The organism is Gimesia alba (genome assembly GCF_007744675.1).
GTDB lineage: Bacteria > Planctomycetota > Planctomycetia > Planctomycetales > Planctomycetaceae > Gimesia > Gimesia alba.
Map to the genome: position 1 here is coordinate 3,628,241 of NZ_CP036269.1, position 22,143 is coordinate 3,650,383.

The 22,143-nt window shown below is 51.5% G+C and carries 16 protein-coding genes; 13 read left to right on the forward strand and 3 right to left on the reverse strand.

Annotation, left to right across the window (positions count from 1 at the left end; translation table 11 throughout):
* Positions 1-5: 5 nt before the first annotated feature.
* Entirely contained in the window at positions 6-1,589 is a 1,584-nt protein-coding gene (locus Pan241w_RS13635; RefSeq protein ID WP_145216551.1) for an FAD-dependent oxidoreductase, read from the reverse strand.
* A complete protein-coding gene (locus Pan241w_RS13640; RefSeq protein ID WP_145216554.1) occupies positions 1,586-3,130 on the reverse strand; it encodes a sodium:solute symporter in 1,545 nt (514 codons plus the stop codon). The genes Pan241w_RS13635 and Pan241w_RS13640 overlap by 4 nt, the downstream gene beginning before the upstream one ends.
* An 89-nt stretch (positions 3,131-3,219) precedes the next feature.
* On the opposite strand from Pan241w_RS13640, the gene Pan241w_RS13645 reads away from it, so the two are divergent.
* The 11 genes from Pan241w_RS13645 (at position 3,220) to Pan241w_RS13695 (ending at position 15,137) form a co-directional block, all read left to right on the forward strand.
* Complete coding sequence (locus tag Pan241w_RS13645) at positions 3,220-3,960, forward strand: AraC family transcriptional regulator (protein WP_145216558.1); 741 nt, start codon at positions 3,220-3,222, stop codon at positions 3,958-3,960.
* 131 nt (positions 3,961-4,091) lie between these two features.
* Positions 4,092-4,727: a hypothetical protein gene (locus Pan241w_RS13650; protein WP_145216561.1), complete on the forward strand. Its 636-nt coding sequence runs from the start codon at positions 4,092-4,094 to the stop codon at positions 4,725-4,727.
* A 252-nt stretch (positions 4,728-4,979) separates the two neighbouring features.
* On the forward strand, positions 4,980-6,074 hold the full coding sequence (locus Pan241w_RS13655; RefSeq protein WP_145216564.1) for a hypothetical protein: 1,095 nt from the start codon (positions 4,980-4,982) through the stop codon (positions 6,072-6,074).
* A 2-nt stretch (positions 6,075-6,076) separates the two neighbouring features.
* Positions 6,077-6,853: a hypothetical protein gene (locus Pan241w_RS13660; protein ID WP_145216567.1), complete on the forward strand. Its 777-nt coding sequence runs from the start codon at positions 6,077-6,079 to the stop codon at positions 6,851-6,853.
* 38 nt (positions 6,854-6,891) lie between these two features.
* Complete coding sequence (locus tag Pan241w_RS13665; protein WP_145216569.1) at positions 6,892-7,668, forward strand: hypothetical protein; 777 nt, start codon at positions 6,892-6,894, stop codon at positions 7,666-7,668.
* Positions 7,669-7,717: 49 nt separating this feature from the next.
* Positions 7,718-8,251, forward strand: coding sequence for a hypothetical protein (locus Pan241w_RS13670; RefSeq protein WP_145216572.1), 534 nt, complete (start codon positions 7,718-7,720; stop codon positions 8,249-8,251).
* Between the two features lie 36 nt (positions 8,252-8,287).
* On the forward strand, positions 8,288-9,229 hold the full coding sequence (locus Pan241w_RS13675; RefSeq protein WP_145216575.1) for a hypothetical protein: 942 nt from the start codon (positions 8,288-8,290) through the stop codon (positions 9,227-9,229).
* A gap of 3 nt (positions 9,230-9,232) precedes the next feature.
* On the forward strand, positions 9,233-10,135 hold the full coding sequence (locus Pan241w_RS13680; RefSeq protein WP_145216577.1) for a hypothetical protein: 903 nt from the start codon (positions 9,233-9,235) through the stop codon (positions 10,133-10,135).
* Between the two features lie 286 nt (positions 10,136-10,421).
* Positions 10,422-13,499, forward strand: a complete 3,078-nt coding sequence (locus tag Pan241w_RS13685; RefSeq protein ID WP_145216580.1) for a GAF domain-containing protein — start codon at positions 10,422-10,424, stop codon at positions 13,497-13,499.
* A 124-nt stretch (positions 13,500-13,623) separates the two neighbouring features.
* Positions 13,624-14,400, forward strand: coding sequence for a methyltransferase domain-containing protein (locus tag Pan241w_RS13690; RefSeq protein ID WP_145216583.1), 777 nt, complete (start codon positions 13,624-13,626; stop codon positions 14,398-14,400).
* A 50-nt stretch (positions 14,401-14,450) separates the two neighbouring features.
* A complete protein-coding gene (locus Pan241w_RS13695) occupies positions 14,451-15,137 on the forward strand; it encodes a phytanoyl-CoA dioxygenase family protein (protein ID WP_145216586.1) in 687 nt (228 codons plus the stop codon).
* Positions 15,138-15,174: 37 nt separating this feature from the next.
* Here Pan241w_RS13695 and Pan241w_RS13700 read toward each other — a convergent pair whose 3' ends face one another.
* A complete protein-coding gene (locus Pan241w_RS13700) occupies positions 15,175-17,364 on the reverse strand; it encodes an FdhF/YdeP family oxidoreductase (protein ID WP_198000512.1) in 2,190 nt (729 codons plus the stop codon).
* Between the two features lie 246 nt (positions 17,365-17,610).
* On the opposite strand from Pan241w_RS13700, the gene Pan241w_RS13705 reads away from it, so the two are divergent.
* On the forward strand, positions 17,611-19,575 hold the full coding sequence (locus tag Pan241w_RS13705) for a redoxin domain-containing protein (protein WP_145216592.1): 1,965 nt from the start codon (positions 17,611-17,613) through the stop codon (positions 19,573-19,575).
* 93 nt (positions 19,576-19,668) lie between these two features.
* Positions 19,669-22,011: an efflux RND transporter permease subunit gene (locus Pan241w_RS13710; protein ID WP_232107448.1), complete on the forward strand. Its 2,343-nt coding sequence runs from the start codon at positions 19,669-19,671 to the stop codon at positions 22,009-22,011.
* Positions 22,012-22,143: the final 132 nt, after the last annotated feature.

A 22,143-nucleotide genomic window follows, 5' to 3' on the forward strand; every position in this document is an offset into this window, starting at 1 on the left:
TTCCTTTATTGGGAAATTGCAGGCTGATGTTTCAGGATCTGGCCGTCCTGGGCCAGTTGGGTTTGTAATTCTTGGATGGGGACGTTTCGCAGGGGGCATTGGTGTTGCATTGCCTGATGGGCGGCGACACCGGCGGCTTGCCCAAGCGCCATCCACGTCGGTTCCATGCGGATCGAGGAAAAGGCGACGTGTGTGGTGGAAGCGGCGACGGGCACAATCAGTCCGTCAATCGTTTGCGGAATCATAATTCGATACGGGATTTCATAAGGCCGCGTGATGTGATCGAGCATACCGAGATAACCTTCGAGCACGATCGTATCACCCGGTTGTCGCTTGCGACAGGGAAAACTGTCGATCGGAAATTCACCGATGGCGATCGTATCGGGAAATGTTTCTGTTTCCCGCGCGTCAACCCCTTGCTCCGGCTGATGCGTAATGTGTCGTTCGGTGAGCGTGAATTCCCCCACCAGCCGGCGTGCTTCGCGGATATAAAGCTGGTATGGAAAGTGATTATTGTCGGCGAATTCATCTTTCGGCAGATGATATCGCTGAGCGAGTTCCCGTTGATCGGTGGGAATCTGTTCGTCATGTTGCAGGAACCAGAGCAGTCCCAGCGTCAGATTGCGAATGCGTTTGCAGATAGCGTCGCGGGTCGTGGCATCGCCGGTCACATAATCGCGGTTTTCTTCGGGAAACGGAAAGCCGAGCGGGCGCGGGTTGATATTCACGTCGGTTTTCTGATTCGGGAGCGGCGTAACACTCAGAGCCCGAACCAGAGTATTAAAGTGAGCCGGTTCATAACCGCGGCCCGGTTTAAATGAGGTCGGTCCCGCCAGTCGGCCTGCGGCGAGATCGTCGAAGTATCCCAGATAATGAGCACGGTCGTAATCAGCGGGCGGCTCGGTCAGCGGGGCCGCATTCGTGGGATTGGTCGTCAGGCAGAGTCGATACGTATAAGCGGGCAGCCGATCGTCTCCCCTGCCCGTGCTGTTTGGAAGAAACGTCTGTTGTTGGAAGTCAAAATAGATTTCACCGGCGTGCGGTTCGTGGAACTCATCACGTGCTTCGCGTCCCAGTCGAAATGCGGCTCCGGCGGCAGCGAGCAGATCGCCTTCGTAAGTCGCATCGATGAAGGTTTGGGCCTGGATGCTTTTCCGTTCCTCCATTTCGTTTTCAGAAACGGTAATTTCTGTCAGTCGGTTGTCACTGGTTGTTGCGGAGTGAAGACGGTGGTTCGTAAGTAACGTAATCTGCGGTTCGGCTGCCAGCATTTCGTGAAAGATAAGCTCAGCGACCGATGGTTCGAAATAATAGCCATTCTGACAGAGGGATGCATTTTCCGAATCGGTTCCATATTGGTTGTGATAGTATTCTTGGATGCGCTCTGTGAATTCCTGGAACAGGCCGCCGATGAGGTCGCGGCGTTCGACGTCACTTTTGCCGAGACCGCTGGTCGACATGCCGCCGATGTGGGTCTGTGGTTCGATCAATAAAACATCTCGACCGAGTCGGGCGGCTGCGATGGCTGCTGCAATGCCGCCGGGGGTTCCGCCGAAAATTGCGATGTCGGTCTGGAGTGGTGCGTTCATGGTTGCTCCTTCAGAGTCCAGACCGTCAGGCCCTGTAATTCACGCGGATTGGCACCGCGGAAGAGGCTCACGACAATAGCGATGAAGATAAACGCCAGATTGACGAGAATTCCGACCCAGTAGGAATGAATGGGGAGCGTCCAGTGTTCCGGCAGCCAGCCGCCGGTGCTGAGGCCGAGATAGAGATTGACGACAATCGCGCCGGCCAGGCCGATGATAGCAGCGGTATTATCAATGCGGCGGGTGAAGAAGCCGAGCATAAACAGGCCCAGCAGACAGCCGCCGAAGACGGACGCGATGATCCAGCTCAGATCGTTCATACTCTCCTTTTCGATGGAACTGAAGAAAATCGCCCCCGCGATCATCAGGGTGGAAGCGAAGACGGCGATCAGACGTGCCATTCGCAGATAGAAGCGATCATCGCGACCCGGTGCGAGCCAGGGTTTGAGTAAGTCGACGGTCATGACGGTCGAAATGGAGTTGATGGAAGAATCGAGGCTCGACATGGCGGCGGCCATCACGCCGGAAATCACCAGACCGGCCAGCCCCGCGGGAACCTGCGTCAGGATGAACCAGGGAAAGATTTCGTCTGCCTGGAGTTCTTTGACTGCGGGGTCGGGATGGATCTGGTAGAAGACAAACACGCAGGTGCCGATCAGGAAGAAAAAGGACCAGGTGAAAACGGCTAAGATCGAATACAGGGTGGTTGCTTTGCGAGCTTCACGAAGACTGCGGGCGGCGATGAAACGCTGGACGACATTCTGATCGCTGGAGTAAATTGTGAGCCAGTTGATGATGCCTAATAGAGCGACGGTCCAGAAGGTGCGTTCGGTGAGATTGAAGTCGAACGAGCCGACGTTGAATTTGCCTTGAACCGCGCCGACTTCGAAGACCTGCCCCAGTCCGCCGGGAAGTTGTAGTACGATGATGGTGAAACAGAGGATGCCGCCCAGCCAGAGGACGATGGTTTGAATGACGTCGGTCCAGATGACCGCTTCAATTCCGCCGGCGATGGTGTAGAACGAGATGAAGATACCCACGCCCATGATGACCAGCCGAATGTCCCAGCCGGTGAGCAGGCTGACTGGGATCGAAACCAGAAACAGGACCTTTCCCAGGCGGATCAGTTGCAGCAGAATGAAGCTGAGTGTGCCGTATAGTCGTGGAACAGTGCCAAAGCGATCGCCGAGATATTCGAACGCGCTGGTGGTATTGCCGCGACGGAAAAACGGGATGAAGACAATAATCGCCAGAACGGCGACCAGAGGGAGCGTTAGATTGGAAATCAGCTGGCGCCAGTCGAGGGCAAATGCAGCCGCCGGGAATGCGAGGAAGGTGACCGAGCTGATTGAGGTGCCCAGCATGGAGAGGCCGATGGCCCAGCCGGGAAAGTTGCGATCGCCGAGAAAATAGTGTTCGGTCGATTGATTGCGGCGCGAAAACCAGAGCCCCATGCCCGCCATCAGGGTCAGATAGACGACGATCGCTGCCAGATCAAGCGGGCGAAAGTGAACCGAGTTAGCGAGGAGCGCATTTGTCATAATGAATCATCCTAGCGAGCGCCTCGCTTGCAAGGAATGTCGGAATCGTTTATTTATTTGTCAAAAACGATCATTGGAAAGATTCTTCTATGGGACAGCCATTGCACTATATCTCCAGTAACCGGGTACGCTTTCATCAGGAACTGCACCTCCGACCCCGGCGGATTGGCCATCACCGGTTTCTATATGTGGAGACGGGACACGGTGAGTTTCGGATCTCGGGAGAAGAGTTTCAGGTACAGCCCGGCTGGCTGGGACTGCTTTCACCCGGATTGCGTGAGAACCGCTATTCGACGCGGGAGCCAGTCTCATATCTGTTTGTGGAATTTCAGTCTTCAGAACGGCTGACGGATTGGCGGGCTGTTGAGTTTCAGGAGCAGGACCCGCAGCGGGCGGCTCTAATTGCTTTGTTAAAAACGATCCACGTGCAACGGGGCGACCCGGACGGTTGTCTGCTGGCAGCAGCGGTAAGGCTGATGTTTCCCGAGGTGGAGCAAGACGTAGGTCCCCCGCTCGATGAACGTTTGCAGAAGGTGAAGCGTCTGATCGAAGCTGCACCAGATCGAAATCATCGGATCTCTGAACTGGCAGAAACAGCGGGGCTCTCGGAGCCTCACCTGCGACGGCTGTTTCGGACCCAACTGGGAATGAGTCCCAAACAGTATCTCAGGCGGGCGCGGATGGAATTTGCGCAGCGACTGATGCAGCAGGAAGGTCTGCGCGTGGGCGAAGCCGCGCACCTGCTGGGCTTTGCGAGTGTCTTTCAGTTCTCAGCTCAATATCGGCAAGTGCTGGGACATCCCCCTTCGGAGGATCGAGGGGCGGGATAGAGTGAGTCCTCTTCTGATTCAAAGAAAATCCTTGAACTGGGAGTCTTGTATTGATAGTTTAAGCACAGGCACTAGTCGGATATCGATCATCATTGAGACTGATTCACAATCTTTGAGCGAGGACAACGATTATGTCGACTCCGGAAGAACAGATTGCAGAACTCCGCGAGCGTGTCGAAGCGTTGGAAACGGCGATCCAAACGGAAGAATTTACCGCAATTCCGGAGCGAGTCGAAGCGCTGGAACAAAATGTGCCGCTCCGCGTTCCCAAAGTCATTTCACTGGCCGAAGTCTATACGAAGTCGTCAGGCGGAGCACGGGTGGTGTTGTTGTATATTGTGATTGCCGCCGTGGGGTTGCCTGTGGCCGGACTGTTCTGGTTGATGGGATTCCTGGGAGACAATCCGGCCAATGCGCGGAGCATGATTACGGTTGTGTTCTGCATGGGCACGATGGCGATTGCGGGGATTCTGGCCGTCGTTGCCATTCGCAAGGATCAACTGGATAAGGCCAAGGAAGTCTTAATTATTCTGATCGGGATCTTCGGTACGATTGTCGGATATTATTTCGGTTCCAGCGAGCTTCCTGCGAAACCCGCTCCCAATCCTCCGGCAGAAGCACCTCCTGTAACAACCGTCCCGACTGAGCCGAACACAACGCTACCACCGTCGCCAACGCCTGCTGGGGCTGAAGAGCCGACGCCTACTGAGAAAAAACAAACACCGACAGAAGCCCCCAAACCTGTTGGGAATGAAACGCCACAGTAACCGTCTCCTCGCTTACGCCGATGGTTTATTGAGCCACTGTCCCTTTTGTGAAGCCGATGTTTGATGACCTGACTACCGCTGCATTTGAGAATGTCGTAAGTTCGGTGCAGGCCCAGTCTGAAGGGATCCATATTGACTTTCCGGCTCGCGGCTGTGATAGTAGACAAACGATATTTAGACAAAGTCGTCGCCAGTCAGGGTCAATTCCTTATGCGAAACATATTCATTTTCTTGATGACGTGCTCACTGATCATGCCGAGGCATTGTCTGGCCTGCATGTGGGACTACGATACGCTCGAGATGGAACGGCAACGGTTTCCCTATGCTCAGGAACTGATTACCGGTCATTTTCTGAGGCACTCCGATGCGTACTATGAGTGGCGGATTGTGGATCGCAGCAAGAAAGCGCCAGATAAACGCACACCCGCCGAGTACGACGATCTGGCGGTTGCCTGTGACAAGCTGGGGCAGCATGAGAAAGCCATCGAAACGATAGAGGAAAAAATCGATCGCTGGCCTGAAGAGCGACGTTATGAATCGGAAGCAAATCTGGGGACGTTTCTGATTCATGCAGGTCGCCTGGAAGAGGGAGTGCCGCATATCAATCGTGCGATCGAGATGAACCCGGATGCGCATTTTGGCCGTGAAGTCTATCAGAAACTGCTGGTGGAATATGTCATTCAGAAACGTGCTGCCGGTGTGACCTTACCTTTGAGCCAGGACTATGGGCCGGGGCCGATCGGCTTTGCTGCGTTTCTGGTCAAACAGCAGAATATTAAGCAAGCAGACGAGGACGAGGAAATTCAGAAAGCGACCAAGGGCATATTGGGAATGATGCGGTTTGGGAATTATCGCTCACCGATCTTGCTGGAAGCACTAGGAGATTTGATGGTTGCCGTTCATTGGCAAGAGGATTCCAAAATGCTGGCAGCCCGGGCTTACCTGAAGGCCTCTTATGAAGTCGCGAGTGAACCTGCCAAAACCCTTTACCGAGAGCGGGCGAAACAGATTCTGGATCTACAGGTTGCCAGGAATCTAAATCAACTTGAAGAAGAACTGCAGCAGGAGATCGAACAGGCCGACCAATTCTTTAGGCAAATTGAAGCCGACGAAATCGCCTGGGCAGCGGCTGGAAAAAACTTAGACCGAGAGTATGGAGTGAAATACTACAAACAACCCATTCTGGAAGTGAGTAACGCAAAATTTCCACAGGATCCGGTAAAAAAGATCACCATGATTCTGGTGATCGTTGCAGCAAGTTTTGTACTGGCGCTGGTTGCGGCCATCGTGGTAATCTGGAAATGGGGTTGGAAATCACCTCAGTCAAAAAATGAATCAAAGGTGTGAATGTGGTTGCTCCTTCCCCACTCATAGAAGTCCCGGCGACGCCGGAGTATGTACTGGCAGTTTTACGGGAGAAGTCGCGGCAGGAATGGGGTAAAGCGTACTGTCAACCTCCAAAAGTGGTGCCGTTGACCTTGGATTCTCCGGTGGAAATGCTTTACGAAGCTTGTGATCTAATCGATGATATGAATATCTACTTTTATCCTATGGAATGGTTTGGTTTCGAATATGTTGAATGGAGGGACGCACTGGGATGTCGAGAAATAAAAACGGCGCGCGATTTTTGCGAAGTCATCGCCTCGCTGATCTCGTTGCCGCGGATTCCGCTGGTTTCATTCTGTGGTAAACCCTGCCAGCCGGCGTCGGTGTTTCTGACAGTTCGTTCTCTGTTGCAGGATGCGGGGGTCGATGTGAAACAGATAGCTCCATCAACCCCGTTGAAAGAATTTACTCGCCATTACACGGAGACGTTCCTGGGGCCGATTGCCCGGCTGGCACCCGGTTCTCTGCCGGACGTGGAGATCGACGAAGGCAGCAAATTTCTTCGGCAATTTATCCGCGACATCTGGGGGATTCCCGTGTTGTTGGCTTATTTTTATACTTTTTTTCATCCCGATTCATACCCGGGTTTATTTGGGTGTATGGTATCGATCTACCTGTTTTTGATTCTGATTACAGTGGGGGATGAGAAAGCTCCACCGGTCGATGTCGAATTTGGTGATCTACGCACCTTTCGGGATCTCTCAAATCTGCTTGCTTCGCGTGCGGTATTTCAGTCCTGAATCGCTTGGACGAACTTATAAACTTTGAATGAGGTCAGATGATGGAAGAGGATTCAACCATTCTAAAACAACCGGTCACGCCGGAATATGTGCTGGCTGTTTTCAATGAGTGGAATCGACAGGATTATGAGGCGAATTATCTGAGAGAGCCCCCGGAACTTTTGACTTTGGCAACGACGATTGAGGACTGGTTTTTTGATGATGATTTTTTGACCTGGAGCAGCGTGGCGCACAGGATGAATAACATCTGGGGGTTATCGATTCCACGGAAGGAATGGAAAGCCGTTTTGTCTCCTGTCGGGAAAAAAACACTGGCTGGGGTCTGCCAATTGATTGCACGGCATGCGCGAGCCCCCGTCATTCGCGAGCGAAGTTTTTTCGGAAAACCGTGCCGCCCTGCTTCGGTCTTTCTCACGATTCGCGCAATGCTGCAGGAAGCGGGTGTCGATGTATCGGAGATTCGGCCCTCCACCTCTCTGGAAGAGTATGCACGGCAGCACTGGGAGCTCTTCTGGGGCGACTTTACCATGCTGGCTCCAGGAGCATTGCCTCCATGCCGGTTTGTGAGAACACCCGGCCAGACGCTGGAAACAGCCTGCATTACGATCGGTGCTGGTATGTTCGTACTGGGACTGGTCTTAGGGATGATCGATCCCCTGATTCTGTTTTTTCCTTTGATCCTTTGTCTGCTGTTGCTCGTTCGTATCTTCTGTTTCCCTGCATTGGGGCCCACGTATGTTTATTTTGGTGATCTAAAAACCTTTCGTGACCTGTCTGAAACGATCGCCGTTCATGAAGCGGCACGAATCTGTTAAATTAATCGAAACCATAGAACTTGGACCTTTTCGATAGGACTTAGGACTAATGAAAAAAGAAGAAATCGCCTTTATCGGCTGCCGACTGTTGGGGCTGTTTTATATTGTGAATGCAATCTATGCCGTCTCCACGTTTACGCTGTTCTTTGCGTTCTGGAAGACAGATCAGGTCGAATCCACGTTTCCTGAATCCAGTCTGATCTTTTACCAACTGGTGCCGTTTGTGTTTTATGTCCTCGCGGGTTGCCTGCTCTGGTTTGGGGCGGCGAAAATTGTCAATCATCTCTTGCCCGGAACCACGATCGACAACGGTCTGAGTTCGATGACGGCGCTGCAGGTTCAGTCGGTGATCTTTTCCGGGATTGGTCTTTTAGTATTGTCGTTGACGATACCTGAAGTCGGAAGCGTCGTGTTTCAGATGACCCAGTGGGAAAATATGAGCCATCTTTCTCAGATGCCTGTGCAATTCAAAGCACAGATCTTTGGGCTGTTTTGCAAACTGGTGGTGGGCCTGTTTCTTCTGTTCGGCTCAAAGGGTCTCAGCAGTCTGCTGGTTCGGCTCAGGCAGTCTGAATTACACTGACCTGCTTACTTTTTTAGTAGAAATCAGGTTTGATTTATGAGATTCCTTCTGGTTCCGGTTGTGTTGTGTATTTGGGAATCCGCTTCCGTTGCACAAACTCCCCCAGAATTTCGTGACTGGAATCAGTTTCCCGCGTCGTTTCACTGGCAGCACGAGCTTGTCTCTGGTTCGAATGATGAGCAGACGTTTCAACTGGGGCATGTGATTTTTTCCTGTTCAGACAGCATGATGAACCCGCAGCAGAAATCGATACCACTTGAAGCGGTTGCTCCGGTTGCCCAAGTGGTCGCGGTATCTGAGCCGGATGCGGCGTATCTGGCTCTGATCAATCAGCAACGTCAGCAGAAGCTTGCCTGCCAGTTTCAGAAAGCGCGACTGGTTCCGTTGGGCGATTCTGAATTGGTAGATAATCCTGGATTTCGGTGGGAGGTGACTTGGAAACTGATCCCCATTTACGGTGGATTAATCGAAGCGCCTTCCCGGATCCAACTTTTTGTTTCTGCCGAAGGAAAACCAATACCTCACAAACGGTATTTGATTGACGCGGTCTCATTAAAATTACCGCGACCGAAACCAGATCCTGAGGTCAATCCCCGGTTCAGGCATACACAGGCTCCAAAGATCTGGTTGTGTTCGACTCTTAAGTTGGGGACAGAGAAAACAAGAAGTCAGCACAGCCTCAGCTTAACTGAAATTCAGGATCGGGGGAAAAAAGCTTTTCAAGAAATGATCGATCTGCTGCACTCTAAATCCCAGGCCGATTCATTCCAGTTTCGTTTCGTGAATGTGCAGTCTGCGCGGCTCCCCTGGAGTATGGGGGCGGATGGTAAGATTGCATTTTTGAACGTTTGGGCGGTCAATTTCCAGAGCGTGAAAGCAAAGGAAACGCAAACGCCCGCGGACATTTTTACGGTTTGGGTAACTCCGGACGGTACGGTTTCTCGATTACAGATTCTTGATGAACGGGACAGAAATTAATCTATGCGTAGATTTATTGTGCTGACTGTGATTGTGCTGAGTCCGTTTTCGAATCTTTGGGGGGATCCGGAACTCCGACCTGATCCGATGCTGTTGAGATGGAAACTATTTCCCGGACCCAACCTGTCTGTCAATAAACTGATTCCTGATGCAGATCCTCAATCGTCATGCATGATAGAGAGTCTGATCTTCGCCAGTCCAAAAGAAAAACGGAGCGATTCAGAACATTCGCGCGAGTTGCTCGAAACTGTGGTTCCAGCGGAAACAGCATTCAAAATTGCGGAGCCGGATAAAGCGGTCAAGGCTTTGATTAGTCAGCATTTCTCTCAGGATCATCGTTTTAAACTCGATGCAGTGGAGCTCGTTTCACATAGGCAGAGTGGATACCGTTGGAATGTGATCTGGTCACTTTGGCCTGAGAGAGGTGGTTTTACCGGAGTTCCTTTTCGCTATCGCGTTGCAGTGACCGCCCGTGGAGAATTGATTGTTCCTGATTGTTATCAATTCGATTCCTATGCACTGCCCAAGCATAAACGGTGGCTTTGTTCCCTGTTAAAGCTGGAATTTCCAGAGGTAACAAAGAAGCAGGGAAAGAACGAAGTACGGGTGAAGCCCACTAAAAAGCAGATTGAGGAACGTGGGATTGAGGCATTGGGAAATTTCCTGGTGAAAGTCAATGCCGACCTGGGAGGTCAGCCGGTACAGTTTCATCTGCTGGATTGTCGTGCGATCGAGCTACCGATGAGAGTGGACCCCGACGGCAAAATGAAAACGATCAAGATCTGGGGAGTAAATTTTAAACAGACCTTAGGGCCTGATGTCAGGAAAACAAAAGATTTTTTTACAGTCTGGCTGTCAGAGTACGGAACGGTATCGGAACTGAAAACCGTTCCAGTCCAATGGTAATGCCTGATAGATTGCGTAATGGTCTCTGTACGACGTGTTTCAACCAGGAAGTGGTCCTGCTCCGTTCCGAAATATGACGCTCTGATTTGCTTACATCGCAGGCTTTGGCACATTTCGTAAAAGGGAGTCACTTGCTATTGGCGTTTGATTAGTTGTAGTTAGAATGATCTATCAGACTAAGCGAGAAGATGGGGATGGTTTAGTGTCAAGAGAATTACCCAATACGGATGATTGAGGTAAAACACTCAAGCCGGGTTTTCTATTTTTAAAATGGGAAAATAGATTGATGGATCAAAATGGTGTTGAGATGCTTTCTCAACAACAGACATTCAAAGCTTTACCTGATATCAAAATTATTCTTGAATTGATCAGCAAAGGTGGCTCCCTCGAAGCGACTCTGACGACTCTGGTTGACTATCTTGAAGCAAGCTGCCAGGAAATGATCTGCTCGATCCTGTTACTCGATGCTGAAAACCGACTCCGGCACGGTGCTGCTCCCCAATTACCAGAGGACTATATCAACCAGATTGATGGTACGAAAATTGGTCCGAACGTCGGGTCGTGCGGGGCTGCTGCTTACCGAAATCAACAAATTGTGGTCGCCGACATCGCCAGTGATCCATTATGGAAGGATTTCAAACATCTGGCATTAAAACATGATCTGCGCGCCTGCTGGTCGGCACCAATCCGTTCGTCAACAGGTTCCGTGCTGGGAACGTTTGCAATCTATTACCAAAAACCCTGTAAGCCGAGTGAATTTCACAAGCAACTCATCGAGCAGGCGGTCTATCTGGCAGCAATTGCCATCGAGCATGCCCGATTTGAAGAGAATCTGCAAAAAAGCGAACAGGAATCGCACCGGTTGCGTGTCCAACTGACTGAGGCGATCGAATCTCTGACCGAAGGATTTGCCCTGTATGATGCCGAAGACCGTCTGGTGATGTGCAATTCCAAATACCGTGAGTTTTATAAAGAGAGTGCAGACCTGCTGGTGCCCGGCATACGGTTTGAAGATCATATTCGAATCTCCGCTTACCGAGGGCAGATAGCAGAAGCGGTGGGCCGCGAAGAAGAGTGGGTGCAAGAGCGTGTCAAACAGCATCAGAATCCGCCAGGAAGCTTTCGGCAGAAGCTGGGAAATGGCCACTGGCTAAGGATCTCTGAGCAAAAAACGGCAGAAGGGGGAATCGCGGGAGTACGAACTGAGATTACGCAGCAGGTCTTGTATGAAGAGGAGTTGCGCGCTTCGATCAATCTGATTGAATCCATTCGGAAGCTATTGTCTCAATATATTGCCGATTCAAATCCCGAGAAAGTCTTTGAAGATCTGTTGCAGACTTTACTGAAGACTTCCGACAGCGAGTATGGTTTCATCGGAGAAGTCGTGCAGAGTGAACAGGGATCTTCCTGTTTAAAAATACGCGCGATGATGAAAACATCCGGTAATGATGAGTTGCAGCAATTTCAGACGGACGAGAGTTCTACTGGACGGGCATTTTTAAATCTGGAAATGCTGTTAGAGCACATGGTCGCTACTGGAGATGCGGTGATTTCCAATCAGCCTGCCGAAGATCCGCGGCTCAGCGATCTCTTGCCCCAATCTGCTAAAGCGATGAAATCGTTCCTGGCGCTGCCGATCTATTCTCAGGGGGATTTGATCGGAGTCGCGGGCATTGCGAATCGGCCTGTGGGATACGCTGAACAGCATGTTAATTTTATTAAACCACTTCTCGTCACGGGCGGGACGCTGATAAGGGCTTATCAAAACGAAGTCACTCGTAAAAAAAACGAAAATGCTTTACGGATTTCTGAAGCACGTTTTTCCAATGCGTTCCATCTCAATCCGATGGGAAAAGTGATTATCAATTTAAGTACTGAAAAACTGATTGATGTGAATGAGTCTTTTCTGAAGACCACGCAGTACGACCGAAATGAGATTATCGGAAAAGCAATCAATGAATTGAATTTGTATGCTGATCCTGCGGTCTGGGATAATATTGTCAGAATCGTGCAACAAAAAGGCCTGGTTCATGATCAGGAAACCATACTCCGTATCAGAAGCGGTGAGAAACGATTCGTCCATTGCTCAGCCTGGTTGATCGAAAGTGCCGAGGAACCATTGTTGCTGATGATGGTCAAAGATATTACCGAACAGAAACAGGCGCAGGAACTCAACAGACAGCTGCAGATTCAGCTGCAACATAGCCAGAAAATGCAAGCCATCGGTCAGTTAGCGGCCGGGGTGGCTCACGAATTCAACAATATTCTCGTGGGAATTAATTTAAATGCAGAACTGATGTTACTGACGCCGGAAAACGAAATTCCCAAGTCCTTTCAGGGGCCGTTGCAGGATATTCAAAAGTCAGGCGAACGCGCAGCAGAACTGGTCAAGCAGATGCTCACCTTCGGTCGGAAGAAAATACCGAATACGGCCTGGTTTGATCTGAATCGGTTGATTTCGGAAAACAGAAACATCTTGCAACGAATTCTGGGGGATACGATTACTCTCAAACTGAATCTGGATCCAAACACAAATTCTGTCTGGGCTGACGAAGCGGAGATCGAACAGGCTCTGATGAATCTGGTGGTCAATGCCCGTGATGCCATGCCCGAGGGGGGGACGCTTTCCATCAGTACGCGGAACGTTGAATATTCCGAAGACCACGTTTCCAGTGAATTAAACAGGTTGCCAGGTTCCTACTCGCAAGTGTCGGTCAAGGACAGCGGCTGTGGAATGTCTCCGGAAACGGTGGAACAGATTTTCGAGCCTTTTTTCACGACCAAACCTGCCGCCATGGGGACTGGCCTGGGGCTTTCGACGGTGTTTCGTGACATTTCCAATTTGGGTGGCTTTATTTCCGTCGAGAGTCAGTTAGGAGAAGGAACTGAGTTTCGAATTTACCTGCCTCAGAATCAAGGGAAAACAGTAAAAAATGATAGCACTGTTGCCTCTTCTATAAAGAAACATGCGGTGGGGGGAGGCGAGACGATCCTGGTCTGTGATGATGAAACGATGGTATTGACCGCGGTCTCTGCTCTGCTTGAAGCTTCAGGCTACGATGTCATCAAAGCAGCAGGTCCGCAGGAAGCGATTCTGGCAGCCACTTCATATGACGGGAAGATTTCTTTGTTACTGACAGATTTTAATATGCCGGAAATGAATGGCCAACAACTGGCACAAGAATTGACTCAACGGGATCCTGAAATGAAGGTGATCTATTTGTCTGGTCTGACCGGGGACATTCCTGACTCAATGGGTGAAGATCAGATCGAAGTGATTCAAAAACCGGCGAAGATGGGGATATTGTCTCAGAAAATTCGAGCGGTTCTTGATGGCTGCCCGAGTCACGAGTTGAAACAATGAAAATATGACGAGAACATGAGACAATACTTGAATTCACAGCGAGTGAACCTGCTTTCTTTTGGAATTGTCGTCTGTTATGAACGTAGTATAAGAAGGGAAAATGGTTGCATGAGGGAGCACTGGGATGCCTGTCTGGGATGCGGATCAATATTTGAAATTTCAACGGGAACGGACCCAACCCGCCATCGATCTGGCGGCCCGCGTGCGACTGGAAATGCCCGAGCGAATGATCGATGTCGGCTGTGGCCCCGGTAATAGTACCGCTGTATTGGCGTCGCGCTTTTCCGATGCCGATCTCAGCGGTCTGGACAGTTCCACTGAGATGCTGGAGACCGCGCGGGCTTCGAACGCAGAGATTAACTGGTTTCAAGCAGATATCACTACGTGGGAGCCGGAAGAGAAGTACGATCTGATTTTTTCGAACGCCGTCTTGCAGTGGGTGCGGGATCACACGACAGTCTTTCCTCGGCTGATGCGTTTTCTTAAGCCAGGAGGTGCGCTGGCAGTGCAATTGCCGGCACATTATGGCTCTCCCCTGCACCGGAGTGTGGTTGAGGTTTCCGAGCTTCCCGAGTGGAACGAGGCGACAGCAAATGCGCGCCAGAGGCTGACGAGCGAGTCGCGATCGTTTTATTATGATCTGCTGGCACCATTGACTGCCGAGATTGATTTATGGGAAACCGAGTACATACATATTATGGAAAGTGCAGAAGCGATTCTGGAATGGTTTCGCGGCACGGGACTCAGGCCTTATCTGGAAGCGTTACCCGATGATAATCGGCGGGCTCGATTTGAGTCGGAACTGCTGGCCCGATATCGGGACGCCTATCCGACTCAAGCGAATGGAAAAGTACTGTTTCCGTTTCGGCGGTTGTTTGTCGTGGCGTATCTAGCAGACTAAGATCGCGGAAGAAGATAATTTGCACGTTTATTTTCAAATAGACCCCATTCATGGATGAGACATTTCAGCAAACCGGTTTTGAACGTTTAGCGAACGTGATCAGCGCCTCGGACATGGCTGCACTACAGACGACTTTGAATGCAGCGCCGGAAGAAACGTTTCGGCAACGAAAAAACGGCTCTCGTTATGCAATTCGAAATGTGCATCTGCAGTTGTCTGGTCTGAGACCTCTATTGGAAAAAGGATGTCTCTTTGCAATAGCGAGTGAAGTCCTGGGCGGAACGACGGAACTGGTGAGTGCGACACTGTTTGACAAACTACCGGGGGCAAACTGGTTTGTGCCACCGCATCAGGATCTGTTTGTGCCGATTGCCGGCAGCACCGACGAATCGTGTTGGACAAACTGGTCAACCAAGGGGGGCGTACAATATGTCGAGCCGCCCGTTGAGGTACAGCGGGAACTACTGGCGGTGCGGGTGCATCTGGATGAATGCCCGGAAAGAAACGGAGCACTGGAAGTGGTGCCGGGCAGCCATCTTGATCGGTTGAGTGAAGCCGCAGTTGCTCTGATTGAAGAGGACGCGTTTGAACTTTGCCCCGCGGGGCCCGGCGATGTGCTCCTCATGCGGCCCCTGCTCGTTCATCGTTCTCGCGCGTCAGAACTGCCACAGCGACGGCGCGTGTTGCATGTGGTCTATTCGGCTGCGACGTTGCCTGAGGGGCTCAGTTGGACATGACGTTTTCTGAGGTCTGACTCATTTCGCGTTCGTTTTTTCAAGTCGTCACAGCGGCTTCCGCTTCGAGCGTAATCGGCACGCCTTTGAAGCCCGGAGTTTTTGAAAGCGGATCGACGGTGTGCGGGACGAGGATGTTGGCTTCGGGGTAGTACATCAATGCATTACCCGCGCGGATGTCGAACTCGCGGACCAGAATGAACGACATCTCCCCTGCTGCGCTTTTGACTTTGACCCGTTGCTCCGGTTTGAAGCCGAGACGGTCGATGTCGGCGCGGTTCATGAGGATGATATCGCGGCGGTCCTGACCACGGTAAATATCTTCTTCCTCGTAGACCACACTGTTGAACTGACCTTCCGAGCGAATCGTCATCAGCCGCAACAGGTTTTCGTCCGTCGGCAGATCGGGCAGCGGGATCGCATGGAACTTCGCTTTGCCTGATTCGGTGGGGAACTTGTATTCCTCGACGGCCCGGCCGGTGACGTGGAATTCTTTGTTGGACTGAATCGTCTCTTTCATGTTTTCGTAGCCGGGAATCAATTCGGCGATCAACTCACGGATCGCGGTGTGACTTTCGAGTTTTTTCCAGTCGATACGATCATCGCCGGCAAACAGTTTTTGCCCGATCGCCGCCAGAATGGAAACTTCACTCCGCGGACCTTCGAATCGCGATTTACCGCCGTCACTCATGCGGACGTAGCTAAACATCGATTCCTGCGTCGTGGATTGCGGCTCTTCATCGCGCGGAAGAACGGGTAGGATCAAGGTTTCCTGGCCGGTGCCCCAGACGTGACCTGTATTTAATGTGGTCGAGAGATACATCACAGTTTTGATTCGGCTCATGGCTTCGATCGCGTGTTTCGTATCGGGATTGCTGCCGTAGAGATTACCGCCCAGGCAGAAGGCGAAATCCATTTCTCCCCTGTGCGATGCTTCCATGCAGGCCATCGTGTCATAGCCGGGAGTTGTGGGGACTTTGATGCCGAGCCGACTTTCAAAGCGTTCGAGCATCGCCTGCTTCATGCCGGGGGTGACGCCGACGGAGCCGAGGCCCTGCACATTGCTATGCCCGCGGATTGGCATCAGACCTGCCTTACGGCGGCCGACCATGCCTCTGAGGAGGGAGACGTTGGCGATGGTTTGCACACTGTTGGTGCCGTGCAGGTGATGTGTGATGCCCATGCACCAGCCGATGACGACGTTTTTGGCACTGATATATTGATCGGCGATTTTCTGAATGGTAGCTTTGTCGACGCCGCTCTGTTGGATGATGTCGTCCCAACTGGTGATCTCGACCTGTTGTTTGAAGGCGTCAAAGTCCTCGGTGTGCTCGGCGATGAAGCTGGTGTCATGCGCGTTGCGTTCAAGGACTTCTTTCGCGATCCCGGTCAACAAAGCCAGGTCGCCGCCGATGTGCGGTTGCACATACAGGGAAGCGATTTCGGAACCGAACAGCAGGCTGCGGACGTCGCTGGGAACTCGGAAATTGACCAGCCCGAGTTCCTTGACGGGGTTGACGACGATGACTTTCCCGCCCCGCCGCCGAATGTCAATGAATTCTTTCATCAGACGCGGATGATTGGAAGCGGGGTTGGCGCCGATCAGGATGTAGAGATCAGCGTGTTCCAGATCTTCAAGGCGAATCGTGCCGGCTCCAGTGCCGACGCTGGACCCAAGACCGACACCGCTGGCCTGATGGCAGTAATAGGAGCAGTTATTTACGTAGTTCGTACCCATTAACCGGGACAGCATCTGGAACAAGATGCCGGCTTCGTTGGAAGACCGCCCGCTGGCATAATAAAAGGTGCGCTCGGGGCCGGCTGCTTTCAGACGGTCGACGACAAGGTCGATCGCCGCGTCCCACGAAATCGGTTTATAATGGTCTTCACCGGGAGAAAGTAACAGAGGTTCGGTGAGTCGGCCGCTGTATTCGAGTTTGCGGGAGGAGAAAGAACGCAACTGGTCGAGGTTATATTTCGAGAAGAAATCGCTTTCGACCGCAGGTTGCATGTCGGCGGCCATCGCCTGAAACGATTTTTTGCAGACTTCTGGGAACAAACCTGCTTCGTTGACCATGCCCCCCTTCTGTCCACCCATGCCGACGGCGCAGGTCTTACAGGCGTTTTTGGTCCGCATGGCTTTCCAGAGTTTCCACCAGCCGACTTTGTTTGCCAGTGTCAGACTGTATTTGATCGCTTTCCAACCGCCGCCGCTACGTGGAGCTTTCACGTTTCGCCTTCCTTTGTTGTTCATCAGGAGCACACTGCAGTGAACCGTATTTCGTTTGTCTTCAAATATTTTTCATACTTTAGACAAAATCTGCAACCATCAGAGGTTAAGTCGAGTATATCCAAATGAATGTATGCAATCAATGTGGGAGAACCGTAATCCGTTCAGTAGGGCTTGCGGGGCTTTCCAACCGGCTGATAGAATAGCATTCCCTGTCTATATCGGTTCTGAAAGAAGGATCTCTTCATGCTTCGTTGTTGTTTGAAAGTTTTGTGTTTACTGATTCTGGTTTGTGACCATTCTCTCTGGGCGAATGAAAAAACTGAGTCCGTGCAAGCTGATTCACTGACGTTTCGGCTGCCAACTGCGGCGGACGGGATGGTCGAGTTGACCGAAAAGCCAAAACAGAAGCTGACTGTGGTCTGTTTTCTGGGAGCCGAGTGTCCGCTGGCACGACTCTATGGGCCGAAATTGAATGAGATGTCGGCCGCTTATGAGTCAAAGGGCGTTCAGTTTATCGGCGTGAACAGCAATCAGCAGGACTCGTTGGAAGACGTCAAAAAATACGTCAAACGCTATGAGATTCGGTTTCCGATGGCCAAGGATTATAACAACAAAGTCGCCGATCAGTATGCAGCAGTGCGGACTCCCGAAGTGTTCGTTCTGGATGAGCAATTAAACGTGAAATACCGCGGGCGAATTGATAATCAATATCTGCCGGGCATTTCGCGGGCAGAAACCACGTCGCACGATCTGAAACAGGCCCTCGATCAAGTATTGGCGGGCCAGCCTGTGGACGTCGCCAGTACGAAGCCGAATGGCTGTTTTATCGGGCGCGTGAAAGAGACAGAGGTAACAACCAGCCTGACCTTCTGTAAAGAAGTGGCGGCGGTTTTGAATCGGCATTGTGTGGAATGCCATCGGAAAGGCGAGATCGCACCGTTTGGCTTGACCGACTACGATGAAGTCCGCGGCTGGGCCGATACGATGCTGGAAACCATTGACGACGGCCGGATGCCTCCCTGGCATGCGAGCCCGAAATATGGTCATTATGCCAATGCACGCTTTATGTCTGAGGGTGAGAAAAAAATCTTGCGCGACTGGGTAGCAGGCGGGATGCCGTTCGGCGATGTGAAAGATATGCCGAAGCCTCCCAAGTTCCGCGAAGGCTGGCATCTGCCAAAAATTCCGGAAGCCGTTTATGAAATGCGGAAGAAACCATTTGTCGTTCCTAAAGAAGGCGTCGTGGAATATCAGTATTTCGTAGTCGATCCGGGATTCAAAGAGGATAAGTGGATTACCGGAGCACAGGTCCTGCCCGGCAATCGATCAGTGGTACACCATGCGATTGTCTTTATTCGTCCGCCCGATGGATCGAATTTTCAGGGGATCGGCTGGTTGACGGCGTATGTGCCGGGGCAGCGGATCAATATGTTGCCGCCGGGACGCGGCCGTAAAGTTCCCGCCGGCTCGAAACTGGTGTTTCAGATGCACTATACACCGACGGGTTCGGTTCAGGAAGATGTTTCGAAAGTCGGTCTGATTTTTGGAAAAGATGAAGAGATCACGCACGAAGTCTTCACGCTGATCGGCATCGATCAGGAATTCGAAATCCCGCCAAATACAAAAGATTTCCCGGTCTCCGCAAAAGTACGCCGGATTCCACCCCAGGCCGAACTGCTGGCGATTGCCCCGCACATGCACTTAAGAGGCAAATCGTTTCGACTGTTCATGAAGCAGAAAGAAAAGTCTGAGATTCTGCTCGATGTGCCGAACTATGATTTCAACTGGCAGCATATTTATGAATTAAGCCAGCCGATGAAGCTGGACGCGATTGATTCGCTCGAATTTACAGTCAAGTTTGATAACTCAGAAGAGAATCCATTCAACCCGGACCCCAATGAGTATGTGACTTGGGGCGATCAGACCTGGGAAGAAATGGCGATTGCGTTTTTTGAAGTGGCGGAGCCGCGGGCAAACAAAAAGAAAGCGAAGCAAGTTCAGAAAAAAACAGCTAAGAAGGAACTGACGGAGGAAGAACGCAAGCAGAAGTATGAACAGTTTGTCACCAAATTTATTCAGCGCTTCGATAAAAATCAGGATGGTCAAGTGGAAGTAGATGAGGTACCGCTGGCAACGCAACGTTATGGGCGTTACCGAGACTACGACGGCGATGGCATAATCGGTAAGGATGATCTCTGGAAACGATAAAAGAAACGAAGTTTCCCGGAAAAAATGAACCGGGTGTGTTGAATCTGATTCTACCTGAATTGCCTGGCTCTACTGACAGAAAGTGAATCGAGAGTGTCACGTACGTTTAATCGCTGTTCGGTCTGGATGGTTGATCATCCCTTGCTGGTTACCCTGTTCATTCTGCTGCTGAGTGGGATCTCGATGCTGGGGTATACGATGCCCGAAAAAGTGCGGGACTGGTTTAAACCGGCCCCGCCCCAGCAGGTACAGCAAGGTCCGGCAGCGCCGCCTGTGAAACAGGAACGGCCCCCGGATGTCGACCCGATCAGTCTGACGGACGCCGATACGATTTTGGTGATCGATTCCGATCAGTTTTTTACAACGGATGGTGTGAAAGCACTGCGGGCAATTGTCGAAAAAATCGAAGCGCTGGATTATGTGAAGAGTGTCTTCTGGTTGGATGATATTCCGAATCTGAATATTTTCGGTTTGCGCGAGCCGCTCGTTCCGAATGAACGGGCTTCACAGAAACGACTGGATGCGGCCCGCGAGAAGACGATCCATCATCCACTGGTGGGAGGCCAATTGCTCTCGGTTGATGGCAAGACCCTGCTGTTAATGATCAAATTTGACTGGTTGAATGTGGTCGACGATGAAGCCTGTACGACTGGTTTGAAAGATGTTGCAAAAAAGGTTGTCGCGGAGTATCCGGATGTCAAATTTTCGTTCATGACAACGGGCCGCGTACCCATTTATCTGACCGCGGTACGCACGCATAATGCCAACAAGGTGAAATACCAGGTCATCGGTTACGGGATGATCCTGTTGATGGCGATTATCCTGTTTCGGGGTATCTCCGCCGTGATTATTGTAGCACTGGCGCCGATGTTTGGTGTCTTCCTGACAATGGGCATCATTCAATTCTTTGATTTTCAGGATAACCCGTTTAACGATGTGGTGCTGCCGGTGCTGTTGAGTCTGGTTGGTCTGACTGATGGCGTACATCTTATGGTCCAGATCAGGAAGCATCGGGCATCGGGATTGAGCGGTCGGGATGCGGCCCGCCGTGGAATTCAGGAAGTGGGTCTGGCCTGTTTTCTGACTTCAGTGACGACGGCGATCGGCTTCGGTTCGCTTTCTCTGGCGCATCACGACACCGTACGTGAGTTTGGTTACAGTTGTGTCATCGGCGTGCTGTTGACGTTTATTGCGGTCGTTACGGTGATTCCTCTGGCCTGTCGCACCTGGCTGGGGCGTTCGATTCATAAAGGGTACGGCAAAGGGATTATCGACCGTCATCTGGGACGGATCAGTGTGATTATTGATCTGGTTCTGAAAAAAACAAAGCTGATCAGTTCGCTGGGGATCGGCGTGACTGCCGTGTTGATTCTGATCTCATTAACGCTCAGGCCGGATGAACGGCGGGCGAATATGCTGCCGGAAGGTTCCGAAGCGGCACTGGCGTTGAATCATATGGATCAAGCGATGGGCGGGCTGGAACATTCGCGTGTGCGCGTTTACTGGAATGATCAAGTTGCCTCCGATTCACCGGAAGTTTTAATTGCGATCAGTGAAGTGGACGATTTGTTAAACCAGGAATCTTTAATCGGACATCCGATTTCGATTCGCAATATTCTGGCGGCGTTACCCGGTGATGGGCCGCCTGAGGAGCGGATGTCGATGATGGATCTGCTGCCCCCTCCATTGAAGCGCGCGTTTTACACGCCGGAATATCGTCAGGCGGAAGTCAGCTTTCATGTGCAGGATCTGGGGATTGCAAAATATGGCCCCACCTTCACGCGCATCGAAGAGGGATTGAACACAATCGCGGCTCAGCATCCACAGTTTCGATTTGAACTGAGCGGTTCTGCGGTCTGGCGCTGGCGCAATCTATACCAGATTGTCGTCGATCTCGCAGCTTCTCTGGGGAGTGCGGCGATTATCATTCTAATTGTACTGGCGATTGCCTTCCGTTCGTTACGGCTGGGATTGATTTCGATCGTCCCGAACATGTTTCCGCTGGCGGTGACCGGGGCGTTTCTGGTGTTTACCGGACAGGCGTTGGAGATCGTTAGCGTCTGTGCGTTTACGGTCTGTCTGGGAATTGCCGTCGATGATACCATTCACTTTCTGACACGATTCCGCGAAGAACAACTGCTGGTGGATAGTGATGAAGAAGCGATCCGCCGGGCGTTTACCGGCGTGGGAACCGCGCTGATTATGACAACCGTGATCTTGGTGGCCGGTTTCTCGACTGTGGTCTTCAGCGACATGCGAGACCAGCGGATTTTCGCCATCATGAGCGGCTTGACGATTGCCTCTGCTTTGTTCGGCGATCTGGTCTTTCTGCCCGCGTTGCTGGCTCAGTACGCCAAACGGTCTCAAGTGCCGGCGATGGAAGAATCGGAAGCAGTCATTGACCAGCCGGCGGAAGAGACGCTTGTGCGGGATTGACAGCCCGCTTTGAGCGATCTCTGTTTAGGTACGCCTGTTCTTATAAGTAAAGTTAAATAATTTGACTTTGCTGCCGATAAACGGTACTATGCAACCTCACCAAAATGGTTAATTTCACGGCTTTTAAGTGAA